Raw genomic sequence first — 18814 nt, 5'->3', positions numbered from 1 at the left:
AGGTACTGGACAGAATAGGTGGGACGACCATGATGAGCGTCGAGTTAACACTTGACAAGCTCCTCGAGCGGGCGGTCGACCTGTTCCCGGACCGGGAACTGGTGACGAAACTGCCCGACGGGAGCACGCACAGGTACACGTACGCCGACGCCGGCGAGCGGATCAACCAGCTCGCGGGCGCGCTCGACGACCTCGGTCTCGAGGCGGGCGAGCGGGTCGGCGTCGTCGCGACGAACCACTACCGGCACTTCGAACTCTACTTCGGGCCGGCCTGCTCGGGGCGGTCGATCCACATGTGCAACATGCGGCTGCCCGATCACCACTTCGTCCACACGATCGACGACGCCGAGGACCGAGTGATCTTCGTCGATCCCGGTCTCATCGAGAAAGTGGAGGCCAACGCCGACGACCTCGAGACGGTCGAACAGTACGTCGTCCTCGACGACGAGGTCCCGGAGACGAGCCTCGAGCCGGTGACGGACTACGAGTCGCTGCTCGAGGGGCAACCGACGGCGTACGACTGGCCCGACATCGACGAGGACACGGAGTACGGCATGTGCCACACCTCGGGGACCACGGGGCTGCCGAAGGGCGTCCCCTACTCCCACCGGGCGATGTACCTGCACAGCGTCATGGGCGGCCACGTCGACGCCAACGCGATCGGCGAGCGCGACACCGTGCTCCCGGTGGTGCCGATGTTCCACGCCAACGGCTGGGGGATCCCCTACGGCGCGACGTTCGTCGGCGCGAAGCAGGTCTTCCCCTCGGTCCACACCGACCCCGAATCGATCGCCCGCCTGATCGACGAGGAGGGCGTGACGTTCTCCGCGGCCGTGCCGACCATCTGGCTCGAGATGGCGGAGTTCTTGGACGAGAACCCCGAGGTCGACATCTCGAACATCGATCGGCTGACGGTCGGGGGGAGCGCGCCGCCCGAATCGCTCATCCGGAAGTACGACGAGGAGTACGACGCGCCCATCCTCCAGGGCTGGGGGATGACCGAGACCTCGCCGCTTGGCACACTCAGTACGCTCCGGAAGGAGACCGCGGCGCTGCCCAGCGACGAACAGTACGAGTACCGTGCCAAGGCGGGGTTGCCCGTGCCGGGAATGCAGACTCGCGTCGTCGATGACGACGGCGACGAAGTCCCCGCCGACGGGGAGACGATGGGCGAGTTGCAGGTCCGCAGCCCCTGGGTGACCGATCACTATCACAATCGACCGGACGAGAACGAGCAGGCCTTCACCGAGGACGGGTTCCTGCGGACCGGCGACATCGCCACGCGAGACGAACTGGGCTACATCGACGTCGTCGACCGCGACAAGGACGTGATCAAATCCGGCGGGGAGTGGATCTCGTCGGTCCAACTCGAGAACGAACTGATCGGCCACGAGGACGTCACCGAGGCCACCGTTATCGCGGTCGAGCACGAGCGCTGGCAGGAACGGCCGCTGGCCATCGTCGTTTCGAGATCGGGGGCGGAACTCACCGCGGACGACCTCGAGACCCACCTCTCGGAGACGTTCCCCTCGTGGTGGCTGCCCGATTCCTACGAGTTCATCGAGGAGATTCCGAAGACCTCGACCGGGAAGTTCGACAAGAAGACGCTGCGAGAGCGGTTCGACGTGGTCCTCGAGGCCGAAGACGACGAGCCGGCACCACAACAGTAAGCGGTTCCACCGACGGATTTCACTATGGGAGCAAACACCACAGGCGGCGTGAGTTTCGACACCGACGACGAGACCGAACTGATCCTCGACAGTCTGGACGACTTCATCGAGCGCGAAGTCGAGCCGATCGTCGAGGAACTCGGCGACACGTACACCAATCCCCGAAAAGGACGCCACGAGAACGGCCGCTGGACCGACGAGCTGCTCGAGGCCCGCGAGGAAATACGGCGTCGATCCGCGGAGGGCGGCTTCTACGCGATGAACCTGCCCGAAGACGCGGGCGGCGAGGGCGTCTCGCCGGTCACCTGGTACCGGGCGAAGAAACACCTCGCATCCCACGGCGGCGGCCTCGAGCGCTACGTTCTCGCCGGGCCGGAGGGGCCGAAACCGCTCCTGTTGCAGGCCGAGGGCGAGCAGCGAGAGCGGTACCTCGAGCCGACCGTCCGCGCGGAGAAGTCGACGGCGTTCGCCCAGACCGAGCCCGGCTACGGGTCGGACTCGCCGAACATGGAAACGACGGCGGAACGAGACGGCGACGAATGGGTGTTGAACGGGCGCAAGCAGTGGATCACCAACGCACCCTACGCCGACTTCGTCCAGCTGTTCGCCCGGACGACCCCACAGGAGGAGGTCGGCCGCTACGGCGGTATTACGTGCTTTATCCTCGAGCGCGAGGAGTACGAACTCGGCTCGTACAACAACGCCGTCGGTGCCGAGGGAACGCAGGCCGAGATCGTGCTCGATGACGTTCGAGTCCCCGAGGATCGCGTGCTCGGCGAGGTCGACGAGGCCTTCTACGCCGCGATGGAGTTCCTCTCGCTTGGCCGCCTCGAGTTGGGAGCCGAAGCCGTGGGATACGCGGAGTACCTGCTCGAGGACGCCGGCGAGTACGTCACCGAGCGCGAGGCCTTCGGGCGGACGATCGGGAACTTCCAGCAGGTCTCCGCGAAGCTCGCACGGGGGCGGGCGAAGACCTACGCGGCCGACGCGGCGGGGCTCAAACTCGCCTGGAAGATGGCCCAAGACGAGCGGACGGTGATGGATTCGTCCGTGCTGAAGTGGTTCGCCACGAACGTCCTCTGGGAGGTCGCCGACGCGGCCGTGCAGGTGCATGGAGCCAACGGGCTGGCAGAGGAACACCCCTACATGGATCTGGTCCATCAGGCGCGGATCCTGCGGATCGTCGAGGGCACCGACGAGATTCAGCTCAACACGATCGCGAAGACGATGGGGATCGTGGACTGAGACGGTCTCCTGTCCGCCAGTACCGGTGGGACCGGGACCGCCCTGTGGTCCCACCGGGACATCGGGACAGCAAACCGTACGAGTTAGGGCTATCGGACCCCCTCTCGAAGCGCCCACCGCGTTCTCCGCCCCGAACGGGCGGTTCTGCAACAGGACTGAGGACGGGAGTACACGAGTGTTCACCGGGAGGTCGGTCTCCACGAGACGCATCGCACCGGAATCCGACCGGAAAGCGTTTTTGTACGGATTCCGAAGTGTTTCTATGGTTGTCCCGCTGGAAATGGGGTGGCGGCATCTCTTGTTCGAGAACTGGCCGGTCGACCCGGCCGTGATGGACGCCCACCTTCCCGACGGACTGGACCCCGACGTGTACGACGGCTCGGCGTGGCTCTCGGTCGTCCCGTTCACCAACGTCGCCGTCCGGCCGAAGGGGCTTCCCGAACCGCTGGGCATCCGGCTGCCCGAACTCAACCTCAGAACGTACGTCACTCGCGACGGCGTCCCCAGCGTCTACTTCTTTAGCCTCGACGCACAGGGTATCGCGAGCGTTCTCGGAGCCCGCGTTTTCCACCACCTGCCGTACTACTACGCGCGTATCTCGCTGGAGTGGGCGGACGGTCGGGTCCGATTCAGCAGTCGCCGTCGCCATCCGGGCGCACGGCCCGTTCACTACGAGGGAACGTACTGGCCGACCGGGGAGCCGTTCTCGGCACCCGACGATCCGTTCGGGAACTTCCTCGTCGAGCGCTATCGGTTCTACACGCAGGCCCAGGACGGATCGATCCGATACACGGACGTCGACCACGACCCCTGGACGCTGTACCCGGCCGCCGCCGAGATCGAGACGAACACGCTGTTGGCGGCACACGGCTTCGCGGAGCCGGACCCCGACCCCGTCTACTACTACAGCCCGGGTCTCGACGTGGTCGCCGCACGGAGCGCAACCGTGAGTGAGACACGGCTGGCTGACTCGAGTCCCTGCGCGCCCCTCAAAAGCTAAAGAGGTCGATCCCACCCGTGACACCGATAACCTGCCCGGTGACGTAGGACGCCTGCTCCGAGCAGAGGTAGGTGACCATGTTGGCCACGTCTTCCTCCGTGCCGAGGTGACGCATCGGGGTGGCCTCGGCGATGCGAGCGAAGTACTCGTCGACGTTCTCCCGGAGTTCGTCGGGGTTCATGTCCGCCCAGTCCCCGACGACGATGTTCGGCGCGATGATATTCGACGTGACACCCGACTGGGCACCCTCGAGGGCCATCGTCCGACCGACGCCGATCATAGCGGCTTTCGTCGCCGAATAGGAGAGTTGGCCGAAACCGCCGTACCAGCCGGCCATCGAAGACATGTTGACGATCCGTCCCCAGCCGCGTTCGCACATCCGCGGGAACAGTTCCGTGCTGATGTTGTAGGTGCCGGTCAGATTGATCTCGATGTCCCGGTCCCAGATCCCGTCGTCGTAGTCGCCGATGCGCGAGCGGGCATCGACCATCGCCGCGTTGTTGACGAGGATGTCCACGCCGCCGAAGGCGTCCCGAACCTCGGCCATCGAGTCGGCGACGTCCTCGCGGTCCGTGAGGTCACACTCGAGGGCCATCGCCTCGCCGCTATCGGCCGTCGCGTTGATTTCCGCGGCGGTCTCCGCCGCGCCGTCGGCATCGACGTCGAGGACGACGACGTTCGCGCCCTCCCCGGCGAGGAGCCGGCAGTCGGCGCTTCCGATCCGTCCCGCACCGCCAGTGACGACCGCGGTCCTGTCCTGAATGCCAAGGTCCATTGCTCGATTGACTACTTCGTTATTTGACTTAATTATTGTGGACTGATAGCAGGGTCCACGGCGGAGGAAGACCCCGATAGCGGCGGAAAGAGTCCAGTACGGACGATCACGAATACATGCACAACATCTATGAGGAATGGAGAAATACTCAAAGACACGTCATGAACTCCGCAGTCATCGTCGATGCCGTCCGGACGCCCTTCGGGAAACGCGACGGCTCGTTCAGGGACACGCACCCACAGGATCTGGCCGCAGAGCCCCTCGAGGCCTTGCGCGAGCGCAACGGGTTCGAGCCGGAGACGATCGAAGACGTCATCTACGGCTGTGTCACGCCGGTCGACGAACAGGGACTGAACATCGGGCGACTCGCACCGATGGTCGCCGGCTGGGGCGATATCGTTCCGGGCGTCCAGCTCAACCGAATGTGCGGCTCGGGCCAGCAGGCGGCCAACTTCGCCGCCGCGAACGTCATGGCCGGCCAGCACGACGTGCTCATCGCGGGCGGCGTCGAGCACATGACCCGCGTGCCGATGGGATCGGACGGCGACAAACCGACCGACACGTACTTCGAGTACTTCGACGAGCTGACGACGCAGGGCGAAGGGGCCGAACGGATCGCCGAGGAGTACGGCCTCACACGCACCGAACTCGACGAGATCGCCGTCGACTCCCAGCGCCGCTGGAAGGAGGCCTGGGACGAGGGCCGCTACGCCGACCAGATCACGCCGGTCGAGACCGAACTCGACGGCGAGAAAGTCGTCGTCGAGCAGGACGAACACCCCCGTCCCGGCACCGACGTGGAGACGCTCTCCGAACTGCCGCTGTCGTTCCGCGAGGCGGGCAACGGGTTCCACCACCCCGGCAACTCGTCGGGAATCGTCGACGGCTCCTGTGCGCTGCTGATCGCGAGCGAAGAAGCGGCCGAAAAACACGGCTGGGAGCCGATGGCCCGGATCCGCCAGACCGAGGTCGTCGGCGTCGACCCGATTACGATGTTGAAAGGCCCGATCCCGGCGACCGAAAACGTCCTCGAGAAGGCCGACATGACCGTCGGCGACATCGACCTCTTCGAGGTCAACGAGGCGTTCGCCGCGGTCGTCGGGGCCTGGCTCGAGGAGACCGGCGCGTCCTGGGAGGACGTCAACGTCAACGGCGGCGCGATCGCCCACGGCCACCCGCTGGGCGCGACCGGGGCGATGCTCCTGACGAAGTTGGTCCACGAACTCGAGCGTACCGGCCAGGACACCGCCTTGTCGACGATGTGTATCGGCTTCGGGCAGGGCGTCGCGACGATCCTCGAGCGAGTTTGAGGCGGGTTCGGACGCGATTCGGGGAGCGACGGAGACCGACGCGGTCTCGAGTTGATAGCGCTAGCCGCCCCTGTCGGTTGCCAATGTATGCGATCCGTTACCTATAGCTTTACAATGCTGTATCCTGTCATGGATGATATGGAGTACCACGACTCCGAGAAAGCGAAGGACGTTGCGGGCCGCGTAGAGGCGTTTATGGACGAGGTCGTGATCCCGCGGGAACGGGAAGCGCTCAGGACGGGCGAGCAGATCTCGAACGACGAGATCGAGGACCTCTGGGAGCAGGCCAAGGATCGCGACCTGTTCGCGCCGCAGGTCCCCGAGGAGTACGGCGGTCAGGGACTGGACTTCAGCGATATGCTGCCGTCCTTCGAACAGGTCGGGCGCTCCCTCATCGGCGCGCTGTCGATCCGCGCGAACGCGCCCCAGGAAGGGAACATGCACACGCTGGAGATGGTCGGCACCGACGAACAGAAAGAGGAGTGGCTGCGCCCGCTCGTCCAGGGCGAGATCTCCTCGGCGTTCTCGATGACCGAGCCGATGCAGGGCGGCGGCTCCGATCCGAAGATGCTCCAGACCACGGCCGTCAAGGACGGCGACGAGTGGGTCATCAACGGCCACAAGTGGTGGACCTCCGACGGGCTGGACGCCGACTTCTACCTGGTGATGGCCCGAACCGATCTGGACGCCCACCCCTACGAGGGGACCTCGATCATCCTCGTCCCGCGGGAGGCGGACGGCGTCAACGTCGTGCGAAACATCGACCACATGGGCGACCACGGCCCCGTCGAACGGGCGGGCGGCCACGCGGAGGTCAAGTACGACAACGTCCGCGTCCCCGTCGAGAACACCATCGGCGAAGAAGGACAGGGGTTCCAGATCGCCCAGATGCGACTCGGCGGCGGCCGGCTGACCCACTGTATGCGCTACTCCGGGATGGCCCAACGCTCCCTCGAGATCGCGAAAGCCTACCTCAGCGAGCGCGAGGGGTTCGGCTCGGCCCTCGAGGACAAACAGGCGCTGCGCCACCGCATCGCCGACGCCGAGACGCGCCTGCACGCGGCCCGAACGATGGTCCGGCACGCGGCCCGCGAACTCGATCGCGGCGACGCCCGAATCGAGGTCGCGATGGCGAAGATGTACACCGCGAACATCACCAACGACGCCATCGACCTCGCAGTCCAGTGTTGTGGCGGTAACGGCATCGGGAAGGACCTGCCGCTGGCTCACTTCTACGAGAACGTGCGCGCGTTCCGGATCGTCGACGGGGCCGACGAGGTCCACCGCCGGTCGATCGCGCGCTGGGCGTTCGACGACGTCGACGAAACCGAAGTCGAGGACGCGCTCCGGTTCGACGAGGACCTTCGCATCGACGCCTTAGACGAGTAGTCCGAGGGCGGGCGCGAGGCGTCCGTTTCGTATTTCGTGTGCGGGACGGTCGGTTTCGGGCGGCCTCGCTGCTCGGTTCCCGGCACCCGTAGCTATTTACGCCTACGCGGGAACAACCGTTACATATGAGCAGCGATACGACTAGCCGAGGGTCGGAAGGCGGCGGCCTGGAAAACATTCGCGAGGCGTCGGACGCGGTGGAGAAGTCCCCGATAGCGGTAACCGTCGAGAAGGTTCGAGAACGGTGGCGAACCGCCAGCGCTATTCTCGTGCTAGCCGTTACCAGCGTCTTGCTGTTCCGCGTGGACGGATACCTATCGATCGACACACAGGTGTTCGCCGGGATCACCCTCCTCCTGTTGATCTACTTCCTCGCGACGCTCCGTACGGACGTCAGCATGGAGTGACCACGACGCCCGGCGCCGATCGAGGGGCAGGTATTTTGTACACTCTGCCGAATGATTCCCTCATGAACGGCGGGGCGACGGCACCGTGATCGACTGGAAACTGGACGGGTTCCTGCCGACCCAGCGGCAACCGGCGCCGGTACTGGAGACCGCGGACGACCTCGACGTACTGCTCGCCCGCGGCGGTGCGGCGGCGATCGACCTGTTCGTCTGCTACGTTTTGATCGAACTCCCGTTGATCTACGGTTTCAGCGTGGTGTTTAGCGGGCCGTACGAGGCCCTCGGCGGGTACGCGATCCTCCTGTCGCTGGTCGTCCTCGCGCCGATTTACGCCAGTTACTCGTTCGTTCTCGAGTGGCGCTACGGCCGAACGCCGGGGAAAGTCAACCGCGGCCTGTTGGTCGTCATGGCGGACGGCCGCCCGTGTACCTACCGCGCCAGTGCCGTGCGGAACCTCCTTCGATACGTCGATCTGCTCGGCGTCCCGCCGGTCGTGATCGGCCTCGTGGCGGCGCTGGTGACCGACGGCCGTCGCATCGGCGACCACGCGGCCGGGACGGTCGTCGTTCAGTCGACGGCACCGACGGATGGCGACGCGGCGGCCTCAGCGGACGTTGATACGAGTGCAGCCGCTCGAGCGGACGAAACACGAGAGAACTGACCGCTCCGAGGCGACACGGCGACCGCCTCAGGCGATCCGAACGCCCGAGTCGGCGTCGAATAGCTGGATGGACTCGGACTGGAAGACGAGCCCGTACTCCTCGCCGCCGCCCTCGAAGTCGGGATCGGTGACGACGACGATCTCGCCGAACTCCGTCTCGAAGAAGCTGTGCGTCGCATCGCCCAAGGGCTCGTCCAGCAGGTGCGTCGCTGGAATGCCGGTCTCAGGGTCGTCGCTGACGGCGATGTACTGCGGGCGCAGCCCGACGCGGACGTCGTCGCCGGTCCATCCTTCGAGACCCTCGCGGGCGAGGTCGTACTCGTAGTTGCCGACGACCAGTTCTGCGGTCCCGTTGACGGCCCTGACGGTGCCATCGAAGAACTGGGTCGACGGCTGGCCGATGAACTGGCTGACGAACTGCGAACTCGGTTCGTCGTAGACCTCCTTCGGCGGGGCGACCTGCTCGAGTCGGCCGTCGTTGATGACCGCAACGCGGTCGGACATCGTCATCGCCTCTTCCTGATCGTGGGTTACGTACAGCGTCGGGCAGCCGATCTCGTCGGTCACCTTCTCGACGACCGGCCGCAACTCGGCCTTGAGCTTGGCGTCCAGGTCCGACATGGGTTCGTCGAACAGGAAGACTTCCGGATCGCGCACGAGCGACCGGCCGAGCGCGACGCGCTGTTGTTGGCCGCCCGAGAGATCCGCGGGCATCTTCTCGAGTTGGTCGGTGATCTGGAGCAACTCCGCGGCCTCCCGGACGCGAGCCATGCGCTCTTCCCGCGAGAAACCCGTGATCTTGAGACCGTAGGCCATGTTCTCTTGTACGCTCATGTGCGGGTACAGCGCGATGTCCTGGAAGAGCAACGCGATGTTGCGCTCCTGGACCGGCTTGTCCGTCACGTCCCGATCACCGAACCTGATCGTGCCGCTGGTCGGCTTGTTCAGCCCTGCGACACAGCGCAACGTCGTGGTCTTCCCACACCCGGAGGGACCGACCAGCGTCACGAATTCGCCGTCCTCGATGGTCAGGTCGACGTCGTCCACTGCGACGATTCGATCACCCGATTCTTCGTACACTTTCGTCAGGTTCTGAATTTCGATGTCTGGCATATGTTAGTATGTCTCGTGGTATTGGTTGTAAATGTGGTGCCCGCACTAGAGGGCTCTGACCTGGAACCCCTTCAGCAGGTAGCTCTGCATGAAGTAGGCGAACAGCAGCGGTGGCAGCGTCATGGCGAGCGAGATCGCCATCAGGTAGGCGTCCGGCAGGAACTGGGTCTGCCCCATCGCCCGGAGGATACCGGGAGCGAACGTCGTGGTGTCGGTCTGGGGCAGGAGGATCTGCGCGAACGTGAAGTCGTTCCAGGCGAGTGCGAAGGCGAACAGGGCCGCAGCGATGATCGCCGGTCGACACTGGGGAACGACGACGTCGCGAAAGCCCCGCCACCGCGAGGCGCCGTCGACCCACGCCGCCTCCTCGTGGGCCTCCGGGATCGTCATGATGTACTTCCACATCAGCCACACCGCGAAGGGCATCGAGATGGCCGACAGAGCGATGATGAGCCCGATGCGGGTACCGAGTAGCCCGATGCTCCGCCAGATCTGGTAGAGCGGGATGCCGATGACGATCGGACTGAAGAGGTAGCCGATCAGGAGGATCCGCGCGAAGTTCTCCTTCTGTGGGAACTCGAGGCGCGCGAGACCGTACCCGGCGACCAGCGAGACGATGACGACCGTGACGATGGTGCCGATGGCCACCACGACCGTATTGAAGATGTAGGTGTACATCCTCGGCTGGGTCAGGACGACGAAGTTGCCCAGCGAGAAGATGTCGGGTGTGGGGAAGTAGGTGACGGCGTCTTCGACGGTGTTGTAATCGGTGAACGCGAGCTGGGTGATCCAGTAGATCGGCCAGACACCGACGAGGACGATCATCGCGGTGCTGACGAGTTTCAGTGTTTCGAAGATGCTAGTCTCGCCGTCGTACGAGAGGCCGAAGATGCCTCCCGGTGGTTCGCTCTGACTCATGTGGTCGTTTCCACCTCGTCGCTCGGATTGAAGAGTTTGAAGTAGGCGACCGCCGCCACGAACAGGAAGAGGAACATAACGACGGAGATCGCGTTGGCGAGTCCGTACGCCTGATCGGTGTAGACGGTCTTGTAGGCCAGCACGGGGAGCGTAGTCGTCGCGTTACCGGGGCCGCCCCGCGTGAGCTGCCAGATGATGTCGAACTTGTTGAACATGAAGATCGACCGGAGCAGGACGACGACCAGGATGATCCCCGTGATTCGCGGGAACGTGATGTCACGGAACATCTGCCACCGGTTCGCGCCACAGATCTTCGCCGCTTCGTAGAACCGATTTGGAATCGCCCGCAGCTGCGCGAGGGTGAAGATCGTAATGAAGACGGAGAACTTCCAGCTGCCGACGAGGATCAGAAGCGGCATCGCCCACGTCTGCGATCCTAACGGGGCTTCCCGCGCGCCCCACAGACTGAGCCACTCGGTGCCGATCATCTGGAACACGCCTCCCTGCGGATCGAACACCCGAAGCGCGATCAGCGAGACGATGATCGTCGGAATCAGGTAGGCCGTAAAGACCACCGCGGTCAGAAGCTTCTGGCCGCGGGTGACGCGGTTGAGTACGAGCGCCATCCAGAGGCCGACGGAGAGCTGAATGAGCGTGCTACCGACCATGTAGACGATACCACGCCACAGCGAGCCCCAGAACGTGGAAATGTTCAGGACCTCGGTGTAGTTCGCGACGCCGGCCCACTCCCACACCGGGTTGAGCGTATGAATGTTGTGTAACGATGCCCAGAACGCGAAGGCGATCGGGAGCACCGCGATGAGTAGATACAGTACGACGACGGGAAGCACGGTCCCGATCCCGACGACGGTCTCCCGCTCCACGGGCAAGTCGTCCCACGGAATGAATTCCCTGCGAGGTTGAATCCGTTCACCAGTTTCACCGGCCATATCTAGGGGTTCTCCACAGCCATGTATGTTAATCTCACGGTCATTCGTACCCGATTCGTCCCACACCGAACGCAGCCAACTGCCCTACGAAGCGTCAGCTCGCCCGGGACCACTATCCGAACTGTTCCTTGGCGTCCGCGAGAGCCTCCTCGAGCTTGCCGCGGCCCCACTCGTAAGCCTCCTGGACGGTGTTGGAGTTGGTGACCACCCGGTTGACCATCTCTCCGTAGAACCACTGGCGTTGCATGTACAGCGCCTCGGGCGAGGAGATGTTGGCCTCGTCGACGCTCCCGTAGTGGTTGGCCCAGATCTCGTCCTGAACGTACTGGAGCTTCTCGAGCAGGTGCGGATGGGCCTGCATGATGTCCTGGTTCTGGAACGCATCGGAGCTCAGTACGTCGGTGTAGCTCGGCAGGAACCGGCCCGGATCCGCCGCGTAGAAGCTCACCGTCTGCTCCATGCTGTCGGCGTAGACCCACTCGAACCACTCCTTGGCGTCCGACGTGTTCTCGGCGTTCGCGAAGATGTGGTAGCCGTCCGGGGCCGGAGCCGACAGCCAGTTCTCGTCCTTGTCGATCCCTTCCCAGGTCGGATAGGCCATGATCTGCGTCGCCTCGGCCAGCCCCCGAAGGGCGTCGCTATCCTGCGCCTCGGCCGTTTGCGCGGTGACGCCGACCGGCCAGGCGTTGAGGTGGTAGCACTGGGCGTACTGGCCCTGAACCCACCCGCCGAGCGACTCGGCCCAGCCGATGCTTGTCGGATCGGGCGAGTACTGGGAAAGGTCCTTCATGAACTGCAATACCATCGTCACTTCCTCTTCGGGGAAGTACACCTCGAGTTCATCACGCGCCTCGGGATCGCTCCAGCGGACCCCGAGCCCGGAGAGCCCCGCGCTTGCCAGAAGGACCTGGAACTCGTCCTGACTCTTCCCGGTCGGCATTCCGGCCAACCCGTATCCGCGCGCGTCGTGTTCGTCCGACTCGTCGATTGCTCTGGCGTTGTCGAGGATGTCCTGAAACGTCTCCGGTTCCTCCAGACCGAGGTCGTCGTAGATGTCCGCTCGGTACTGGAAGTTGGAGATGTACACGCCGTGAGGGATCTGGTAAATGGTGTCGCCTCCGAGGAACGCCCCACCGGTCGACAGTTCCCCGTTGACCTCCTCGATCGACGAGACCACGTCGTCGACCGGCTCGAGCTGGTCGGTCGCCCAGATGTCGGCCACCTGATCGAACGTGGAGGTGTTCGCGTCCGGCGGGTTCCCCGACTGGATCAGCTGGGCGAGACGCCCTTCCTGCGTGCCCGACATTCCGCCTTCCTCGATGTTCATCTGGATGTCGGTCTCGTCTTCGAACTGTGACTCGAGGTCTCCCCAGAGGGCCTCCCACGAGTCGTTGTAGTAGTCCGTGATGAAGTGGACTTCACCGTCGCCGCCGTCGCCACCACCACCCAAGCAGCCTGCCATCGCTGAAGCGATTCCGACACCAGCACCTGTAAGCACCCGACGCCTGTCGATAGTGTCCCGTGTCATCTGTTGTCAAGGACTCTTGTCCATTGCTAACATCCCCATATTCCCATATAAACGTTCATGTTTTTTCCATATAGATCTCGCCGTTTTTTTCATCGGTGAGGGACGCTGTTCCGGTTTTCCGAATGGGAATCACCAGTGAGAAACGCTCGACCGTAACAGAACGGACGAGTCCGATACAGGGATCACCCCACGGATGTCCCGGCGCTCACTGCGGCCCGACAGTTTCCGAAACCCAGCCGGTAGCACCGTCGGGCTTCGGCCCATCCTTCTCGGGGATTTGGAGGTCGCCGTTCCCGTCTCGAGCCCGGACGATCACCTCGTGTCTCCCGGCCGCTCCGTACTCGTGTCGCCACTGCCGCCAGACGTCCTCGCCCGGAAGGGAGTCGGACAGTTCGGCCTCGACCCAGGTATCGCCGCCGTCGGTCGAGACCTCGACGGCGTCGATACCCCTGGTACCGGCGTAGGCGTGACCGGCGACCTCGAGACGCCCGCCGCCGAGGCGGTTGACCTGCCAGAGCTTGGCGACCGTCTCGACCGGGCCCGTGCCGTGCCAGCCCCGGTGCTCCCAGTAGCCCGTGGTCTCCTCGTCGCGGACCTCGATCTCGGTCAGCCACTTCACGTTGATCTCGCCCCAGTGGCCCGGAACGAGCGCGCGCACCGGCGCGCCGTGTGCCCGCGGCAGCGGTCGGCCGTTCATGCGGTAGGCCAACAGCCCCGGCCGCAGCGCCTCAAGCGGGAACTCGTTGTAGTAGCCGTCCGCGCCGTGCAGGATAACTCGAGTCCCACGGGGATTTGCCTCCTCGAGGAGCGCCTCGACGGGTACACCGCTCCAGAGGGCCGTATCCATCTGCCGGCCGTTGAGTTGGTCGCCGACACAGCGTAACGTGACGAACCGGTCCTCGAGGGCCATGGCCTCGATCTCCGCGAACTCGTACTCCGCCTCCGCTTCGACGGCCCCCGTAATCGAGAGCGCCCACTCCTCGCGGTCGACGGCGGGATCGACGTTGGCGATGTCGACTTCGTAGAAGTCCGTGCTGACCAGCGGCTCGAGTCCCTCGACGGCGAGGGACTGCGCTTTGGCCCGCGTGAGCAGCTCACGGATTTCGGGCCGGGCGTCCGCGGGGACCTCGAGACTCGACGGGGCCGACTCCTCCCCGGTTCCGCGAACGAAGACGCCGAGCACACCCAGGCCGACCGCCGATCCGACGGCCCCGAGGACGCGCCGCCGACCGAGAGAGCCGAGGGCGGCGTCCCCGTCGGCGGCGAGCGCGGCCACCGCAACCGTCACCAGCGAGACGAGTCCGGCTCCGGCGGCGGTGGCGGCGCTCGACGCTGGCGACCCCGTCAGTCCGAACGCGACAGCACCCGGCAGCGCCGCCCCGACGATCACGCCGGTGACGGCCCCGCCGCCTCGGCGGGCCAGCACGCCGGGGACGGGGCCGCGACCCCAAAGGAGCAAGACGCCGGGCAGCGCCGCCAGTCCGAAACAGACGCACGTCAGTGCGATGGCCGTCAGGAAGGCCAACTGGTGGCCGAGCGTTCCGAGTTCGGTGATCGCGAACGACACGAGTACTTCGGGGCTGGCTGTGACGACGAATCGGTCGATCGGCGTCCCGACGAACGCCGGCCGTCGGCCGACGGCCAGGTACGAGCCCCCCACGGCGGCGAGTCCCGCCGCGAGTGCCACGGCGACCGGGGGAAGCCACGGACGCACGCGAGCGGCCGTTCTCCGTGTGGGAGACATTGTATACCAATATCGCCTCGGCAGCTATGAAAGCTTCCCCAAACGCCGCTGGCCCGTGGGATGTGAGATGGACCGGCCGTGAGACGGACTCCTGTCGGGCAGTGCCGAGCACCCGCCCAGCCGTGCGAGTGCGCCGGGAACCGACGGCAGACCGTACGAGCAGCGGGACGGACGAGGCGTCGATCGCTACCCTTCGTCCGCTTTCGCTCCCGCCCTCGAGACGTCGGGATTTCGCAACAGCGGGAGCGAGACGATCGTCAGGCAGCTCAAGACGAGCGCGGCACAGAGCACGTACGTCAACTGGTAGCCAAACCAGAGGTCGACGGCGGGGATCGCGATCAGCGGTCCGAGACTGAGTCCGACGTCACCCATCACCTGGTAGACGCCGCCCATCCGGCCGAGTTCGTCGCCGGGAGTGAGATCGCCCATGATCGCGAGCAGCGCCGGTGCGGCCGCGCCCATCCCGCCACCGACGAGGACGATCGCTCCGAGCAGCGCCTCGATCGTCGGGACGTAGGCGATGATCAGAAAGCCCGTGCCCATCGCCAGAAACGCGGGCACCGTCAGCAGCGTCCGATCGCTGACCATGTCCGACACCCGGCCGGTGACCATGGTCATCGATCCCGACGTGAGCACGCCCAGCCCCATCACGATCCCGCTGATGCCCGCCGCGCCGAGCGCCGAGAGCTCGAGGCCGGCGTCGCTGGCGTAGCGGGCGAGCGTCGAGAGGATGATCCCGCCCCAGAGGAATCGAAGGGTGAAGTTCCCGTACCCGATCAGGACGACGGTCGGGTTGCCGGCGAGCAGCGATGGGACCTCCCGGAGCTTCGCGCCTCGACCCTCCGCGCCGGCGTGGACGTCCGGCAGGACGAGCGTCGCGACGGCGCCGGCGATCAGCGCGAGCACGCCGGCGGCGAGAAACGCCGTCTGCATGCTGGCGAGGTCGGTCAGCACGCCCCCGACGACGAGCCCGGTCGGGAAGCCCAGCGACTGTCCGCCGCGCATGTAGCCGACCCACCGGCCGCGGTTGTCGGAGGTCGTCACGTACGTGATCGTCGCGAACGCCCCGAGAAAGACGAACGCGCTCCCGACGCCCCAGAACAGCCGTGCCAGGACGAAGACGACCCCCGGAAGCGACACGTCGCCGAGCAACGGGACCGTTCCGAGCTCGGTCGGCGGCGTGTGGAGGCCGACGATGTAACCGAACGGAGCCAGCGCCTGCGTGAACAGCCCGAAGATCATCGGTTTCCGCGCGCCGACCTGGTCGATGATCGTCCCGGCCGGCGTGTTCATGAACAGTCGCGCGATCCGATTGGCCGAGAGGATCACGCTCAGCATGACCGCGCTGATCACGAGTTTCTCGTCGAGCAGCGGGAGCGTCGGGAAGGCCACCCCCGTCGCCACCCCGCCGAAGAAGACGCCGGCGATGACTGCGAGGGCGATCGTCCTGATCTCGGCCGTCGAATAGGGGGACTGTTCAGACATTCAGGCAGTAGCTACCGATTCGAGCGCTCGCGTACAAGTGGCTCACGATTCGGTTCCGTGCTCCTCGAGGAATTCGTCCCGTAGCGTCGTCTTGCGGATCTTTCCGCTCCCCGTCTTCGGGAGGTCGGGCCGGATCTCGACGATCCGCGGGTGTTTGTAGGGTGCGAGTTCGTCGAGGACGTACGCCTCGACGTCGTCGGCGGTCAGGTCCGCGCCCGCTTTCGGCGTGATCGCGGCGGCGACGGTCTCGCCCCGTCGGTCGTCGGGAACCCCGAAAACCGCCGCCTCGTGGACGGCAGAGTGCTCGTAGAGCACGTTCTCGATTTCCCGCGGATAGACGTTGTACCCCGCGGTCAGGATCATCTCCTTCTCGCGCCCCTTGACGTAGTAGTAGTTGTCCGCGTCCCGCGTCCCGATGTCGCCCGTGCGGAACCACCCCTCCGCCGTGAATACCTCGTCGTTCGCTGCGGGGTTCTCGTAATAGCCCTTCATCACCTGCGGTCCCTGAACGAGGATTTCGCCCTCCTCGCCGGGTCCGACCTCGGTACCGTCCTCGTCGACGATCTTCGACCGCGTGTGTCCGACCGGCTGGCCGACGCTTCCGGGGCGCTTTCCGAGCGACGACCACCGGATCGTATGGGTCGTCGCGGTCGTTTCGGTCAGCCCGTAGCCCTCCGAAAGCGGGACGTCGAAGAGCTCCTCGAATCGCTCCTGGGTCGGTGCCGGGAGCTTGTCTCCCCCCTGTCCCGCCCGAACCAGCGTCGACAGGTCGTACTCGTCCGGATCGTAGGCCTCGAGCAGATCGACGAACATCGCGGCGACGCCGGTAAACGACGGCACGTCGTGCTCGTCGAGCGTGCGGAGGACCCGTTCCGGGTCCCACTGATCGGGTCGGAGCAGGTGCAGCGTCCGACCGGCACACAGCGACGCCATCATCCCGAGCAACCCGGTGATGTGGTACATCGGCAGGACGATGATCCCGTCGCCGTCGATCGGGCTGGCGCTGTAACTCGAGACGCCCTGTGCGATCTGGACCCGGAAATTGCGGTGGGTCAACAGGACGCCCTTGGGCTCGCCCGTGGTCCCCGAGGTGTAGGGCTGGAGGAGGACGTCGTCGTCCTCGCGGTCGGCGATCGCCGCGTTCGCGTCGTCGCCGAGTTCCGGCAGTGACGGGTGGTCGCTGCCCGGCGTCGCGCTGACGATCTCCGTCTCGAGGTCCGCGACGGCCTCGACGACGTAGGTGTCGGCTCGCGGGCGATACCCGCTCGCATCTCCCGCGGCGCGTGGCGCCGCGCCCTCGATCAGCACCACCTCCGCGTCGGCGTGGTCGAGCTGGTATTCGATCTCGCGACGGCGGTACTCGGGGTTCAGCGGACTCGCGATGACGCCGGCGTGACAGCAGGCCCAGATGACGGTACAGAAGGGAATGCCGTTCGGCATGTAGACGCCCACCCGGTCGCCGGCCTCGAGGCCGAGTTCTCGGAGCCCGTTCGCAACTCGGGCAACGCGATCGCCGAACTCGCGGTAGGTGATCGTCTCGCCGGCGTGTTCGATCGCGATCGTGTCAGGGGATTCCGTAATCGCTCTGTCGAGCAAGTTGGCGACGTTCCCGTCGTAGGGCGGCTCGAGGAGCGTCTCCGCAGGGACGATATCGAGCTCCATACTGTCCGTGGTATGTCGTTCGACCTGAAAAATATGCGGGTACTGGTAACAGACAACATGTTTCGAGACACCTGTTCCTAACTCGAAGGGCGATCCCCACGGCGATATACGCGAGGTGAGCGTCCGCCGCGTTACTCCTCGAGGCGCGGCCGTCCTTTGATCGTAACCGTCTCGCCGACCATGTACGAGGAGGCGGGACTGGCGAGGAACTGCGCGAGGTCGGCGACCTCCTCGGGGCTGCCGATGGTGCGGTCCGGGGTCGTTCGGGCGATTTCGTCCGCATCGTCGTCGACGCCCATCTGGGTCCGGACACCCTCGGTCGCGACGAGGCCGGGCGCGATGCAGTTGACCCAGATGTCGTCTTCTGCCCAGTCGGCCGCGACGGAGGTCGTGAAGTTGACGACGCCGGCCTTGGCGGCCCCGTAGTGACTCATCGACCGCGAGCCGCGGGTGCCCGCGACGCTGGCGAAGTTGACGATCCGGCCGCCGCCGTGCTCGCGCATGTACTCGCCGGCGATCTGGGAACAGTGGAACGTGCCGTGGAGGTTGATGTCGACGATCGTCTTCCAGCCGTTCTCGCTGATCTCGGCCGGCGGAGCCTGAAAGCTCGCCCCCGCGTTGTTGATCAACACGTCGAGCGCGCCGAACTCCGCGACGGTCTCGTCGACGAGCCGCTGGACGGCCTCCCGATCCGTCACGTCGCACTCGATCGCGATCGCCTCGCCCGGCCGATCGCTCTCGTTGATCGCGTCGGCGACCGGCTCGACGTTCTCGAGTTCTCGAGACGTGACGACGACGTTCGCGCCGTCGTCGGCGAACCGCTCGACGATCGTCTTCCCGATGCCGCTCGAGGAGCCGGTGACGATCGCAGTTTCCCCGTCGACGCTGAACTGTGCCGTCGTCATCGGTGAGCCTCCGCGACGCGCGTCCGTTCTACTGACCGTTCGCTCGAGCCGA

General features: G+C 65.4%; 16 protein-coding genes. 7 read left to right on the top strand and 9 right to left on the bottom strand.

Going from position 1 to position 18814, the window contains the following annotated elements; genetic code table 11:
* Positions 1-32 precede the first annotated feature (32 nt).
* The 3 genes from CP557_RS17495 (at position 33) to CP557_RS17485 (ending at position 3915) form a co-directional block, all read left to right on the top strand.
* Positions 33-1670 carry a long-chain fatty acid--CoA ligase gene (locus CP557_RS17495; RefSeq protein ID WP_097381701.1) on the top strand — a complete coding sequence of 546 codons (1638 nt, stop codon included), beginning with the start codon at positions 33-35 and terminating at the stop codon, positions 1668-1670.
* Positions 1671-1694: 24 nt separating this feature from the next.
* Positions 1695-2915, top strand: coding sequence for an acyl-CoA dehydrogenase family protein (locus CP557_RS17490; RefSeq protein ID WP_097381087.1), 1221 nt, complete (start codon positions 1695-1697; stop codon positions 2913-2915).
* A gap of 262 nt (positions 2916-3177) precedes the next feature.
* Complete coding sequence (locus CP557_RS17485) at positions 3178-3915, top strand: YqjF family protein (protein ID WP_097381086.1); 738 nt, start codon at positions 3178-3180, stop codon at positions 3913-3915.
* Here the strand turns inward: CP557_RS17485 and CP557_RS17480 are convergent.
* Complete coding sequence (locus tag CP557_RS17480) at positions 3905-4690, bottom strand: SDR family NAD(P)-dependent oxidoreductase (RefSeq protein ID WP_097381085.1); 786 nt, start codon at positions 4688-4690, stop codon at positions 3905-3907. The two genes, CP557_RS17485 and CP557_RS17480, sit on opposite strands and share 11 nt — an antisense overlap.
* 161 nt (positions 4691-4851) lie before the next feature.
* On the opposite strand from CP557_RS17480, the gene CP557_RS17475 reads away from it, so the two are divergent.
* From CP557_RS17475 to CP557_RS17460, 4 genes are all read left to right on the top strand, one after another.
* Positions 4852-6000, top strand: coding sequence for a thiolase family protein (locus CP557_RS17475; RefSeq protein ID WP_097381084.1), 1149 nt, complete (start codon positions 4852-4854; stop codon positions 5998-6000).
* 138 nt (positions 6001-6138) lie between these two features.
* Positions 6139-7389, top strand: coding sequence for an acyl-CoA dehydrogenase family protein (locus CP557_RS17470; protein WP_097381700.1), 1251 nt, complete (start codon positions 6139-6141; stop codon positions 7387-7389).
* A gap of 125 nt (positions 7390-7514) precedes the next feature.
* A complete protein-coding gene (locus tag CP557_RS17465; RefSeq protein ID WP_097381083.1) occupies positions 7515-7796 on the top strand; it encodes a hypothetical protein in 282 nt (93 codons plus the stop codon).
* Positions 7797-7881: 85 nt separating this feature from the next.
* Positions 7882-8457 carry an RDD family protein gene (locus CP557_RS17460; protein WP_097381082.1) on the top strand — a complete coding sequence of 192 codons (576 nt, stop codon included), beginning with the start codon at positions 7882-7884 and terminating at the stop codon, positions 8455-8457.
* Positions 8458-8484: 27 nt separating this feature from the next.
* Here CP557_RS17460 and CP557_RS17455 read toward each other — a convergent pair whose 3' ends face one another.
* The 8 genes from CP557_RS17455 to CP557_RS17420 all read right to left on the bottom strand — a co-directional run bounded on the left by CP557_RS17455 (position 8485) and on the right by CP557_RS17420 (position 18762).
* On the bottom strand, positions 8485-9570 hold the full coding sequence (locus CP557_RS17455; protein ID WP_097381081.1) for an ABC transporter ATP-binding protein: 1086 nt from the start codon (positions 9568-9570) through the stop codon (positions 8485-8487).
* Positions 9571-9615: 45 nt separating this feature from the next.
* Positions 9616-10488 (bottom strand): carbohydrate ABC transporter permease, encoded by an 873-nt coding sequence (locus tag CP557_RS17450; protein WP_097381080.1) that lies wholly within the window; start codon positions 10486-10488, stop codon positions 9616-9618.
* On the bottom strand, positions 10485-11438 hold the full coding sequence (locus CP557_RS17445) for a carbohydrate ABC transporter permease (RefSeq protein ID WP_097381079.1): 954 nt from the start codon (positions 11436-11438) through the stop codon (positions 10485-10487). The genes CP557_RS17450 and CP557_RS17445 overlap by 4 nt, the downstream gene beginning before the upstream one ends.
* A gap of 112 nt (positions 11439-11550) precedes the next feature.
* A complete protein-coding gene (locus tag CP557_RS17440; protein WP_097381078.1) occupies positions 11551-12900 on the bottom strand; it encodes an ABC transporter substrate-binding protein in 1350 nt (449 codons plus the stop codon).
* 271 nt (positions 12901-13171) lie between these two features.
* Positions 13172-14710, bottom strand: a complete 1539-nt coding sequence (locus CP557_RS17435; protein WP_097381077.1) for a molybdopterin-dependent oxidoreductase — start codon at positions 14708-14710, stop codon at positions 13172-13174.
* A 186-nt stretch (positions 14711-14896) separates the two neighbouring features.
* Entirely contained in the window at positions 14897-16195 is a 1299-nt protein-coding gene (locus CP557_RS17430; RefSeq protein WP_097381076.1) for an MFS transporter, read from the bottom strand.
* A 42-nt stretch (positions 16196-16237) separates the two neighbouring features.
* A complete protein-coding gene (locus CP557_RS17425; RefSeq protein ID WP_097381075.1) occupies positions 16238-17857 on the bottom strand; it encodes a class I adenylate-forming enzyme family protein in 1620 nt (539 codons plus the stop codon).
* 131 nt (positions 17858-17988) lie between these two features.
* Positions 17989-18762, bottom strand: a complete 774-nt coding sequence (locus CP557_RS17420; RefSeq protein ID WP_097381074.1) for an SDR family NAD(P)-dependent oxidoreductase — start codon at positions 18760-18762, stop codon at positions 17989-17991.
* Positions 18763-18814: the final 52 nt, after the last annotated feature.

The organism is Natrinema ejinorense, from assembly GCF_002494345.1.
In the GTDB taxonomy this organism is placed as follows: Archaea; Halobacteriota; Halobacteria; order Halobacteriales; family Natrialbaceae; genus Natrinema; species Natrinema longum.
Note: the sequence above shows the minus strand (reverse complement) of the source record. Positions and strands in the feature narration are given on the sequence as shown.

Bases quoted from the DNA above. Each gene is read 5' to 3' on its own strand.
- CP557_RS17450 (WP_097381080.1), bottom strand. From the start codon at position 10,488: ATGAGTCAGAGCGAACCACCGGGAGGCATCTTCGGCCTCTCGTACGAC.
- CP557_RS17440 (WP_097381078.1), bottom strand. From the start codon at position 12,900: ATGGCAGGCTGCTTGGGTGGTGGTGGCGACGGCGGCGACGGTGAAGTC.
- CP557_RS17475 (WP_097381084.1), top strand. From the start codon at position 4,852: ATGAACTCCGCAGTCATCGTCGATGCCGTCCGGACGCCCTTCGGGAAA.
- CP557_RS17455 (WP_097381081.1), bottom strand. From the start codon at position 9,570: ATGCCAGACATCGAAATTCAGAACCTGACGAAAGTGTACGAAGAATCG.
- CP557_RS17430 (WP_097381076.1), bottom strand. From the start codon at position 16,195: ATGTCTGAACAGTCCCCCTATTCGACGGCCGAGATCAGGACGATCGCC.
- CP557_RS17425 (WP_097381075.1), bottom strand. From the start codon at position 17,857: ATGGAGCTCGATATCGTCCCTGCGGAGACGCTCCTCGAGCCGCCCTAC.
- CP557_RS17445 (WP_097381079.1), bottom strand. From the start codon at position 11,438: ATGGCCGGTGAAACTGGTGAACGGATTCAACCTCGCAGGGAATTCATT.
- CP557_RS17420 (WP_097381074.1), bottom strand. From the start codon at position 18,762: ATGACGACGGCACAGTTCAGCGTCGACGGGGAAACTGCGATCGTCACC.
- CP557_RS17480 (WP_097381085.1), bottom strand. From the start codon at position 4,690: ATGGACCTTGGCATTCAGGACAGGACCGCGGTCGTCACTGGCGGTGCG.
- CP557_RS17485 (WP_097381086.1), top strand. From the start codon at position 3,178: ATGGTTGTCCCGCTGGAAATGGGGTGGCGGCATCTCTTGTTCGAGAAC.
- CP557_RS17465 (WP_097381083.1), top strand. From the start codon at position 7,515: ATGAGCAGCGATACGACTAGCCGAGGGTCGGAAGGCGGCGGCCTGGAA.
- CP557_RS17495 (WP_097381701.1), top strand. From the start codon at position 33: ATGAGCGTCGAGTTAACACTTGACAAGCTCCTCGAGCGGGCGGTCGAC.
- CP557_RS17470 (WP_097381700.1), top strand. From the start codon at position 6,139: ATGGAGTACCACGACTCCGAGAAAGCGAAGGACGTTGCGGGCCGCGTA.
- CP557_RS17490 (WP_097381087.1), top strand. From the start codon at position 1,695: ATGGGAGCAAACACCACAGGCGGCGTGAGTTTCGACACCGACGACGAG.
- CP557_RS17435 (WP_097381077.1), bottom strand. From the start codon at position 14,710: ATGTCTCCCACACGGAGAACGGCCGCTCGCGTGCGTCCGTGGCTTCCC.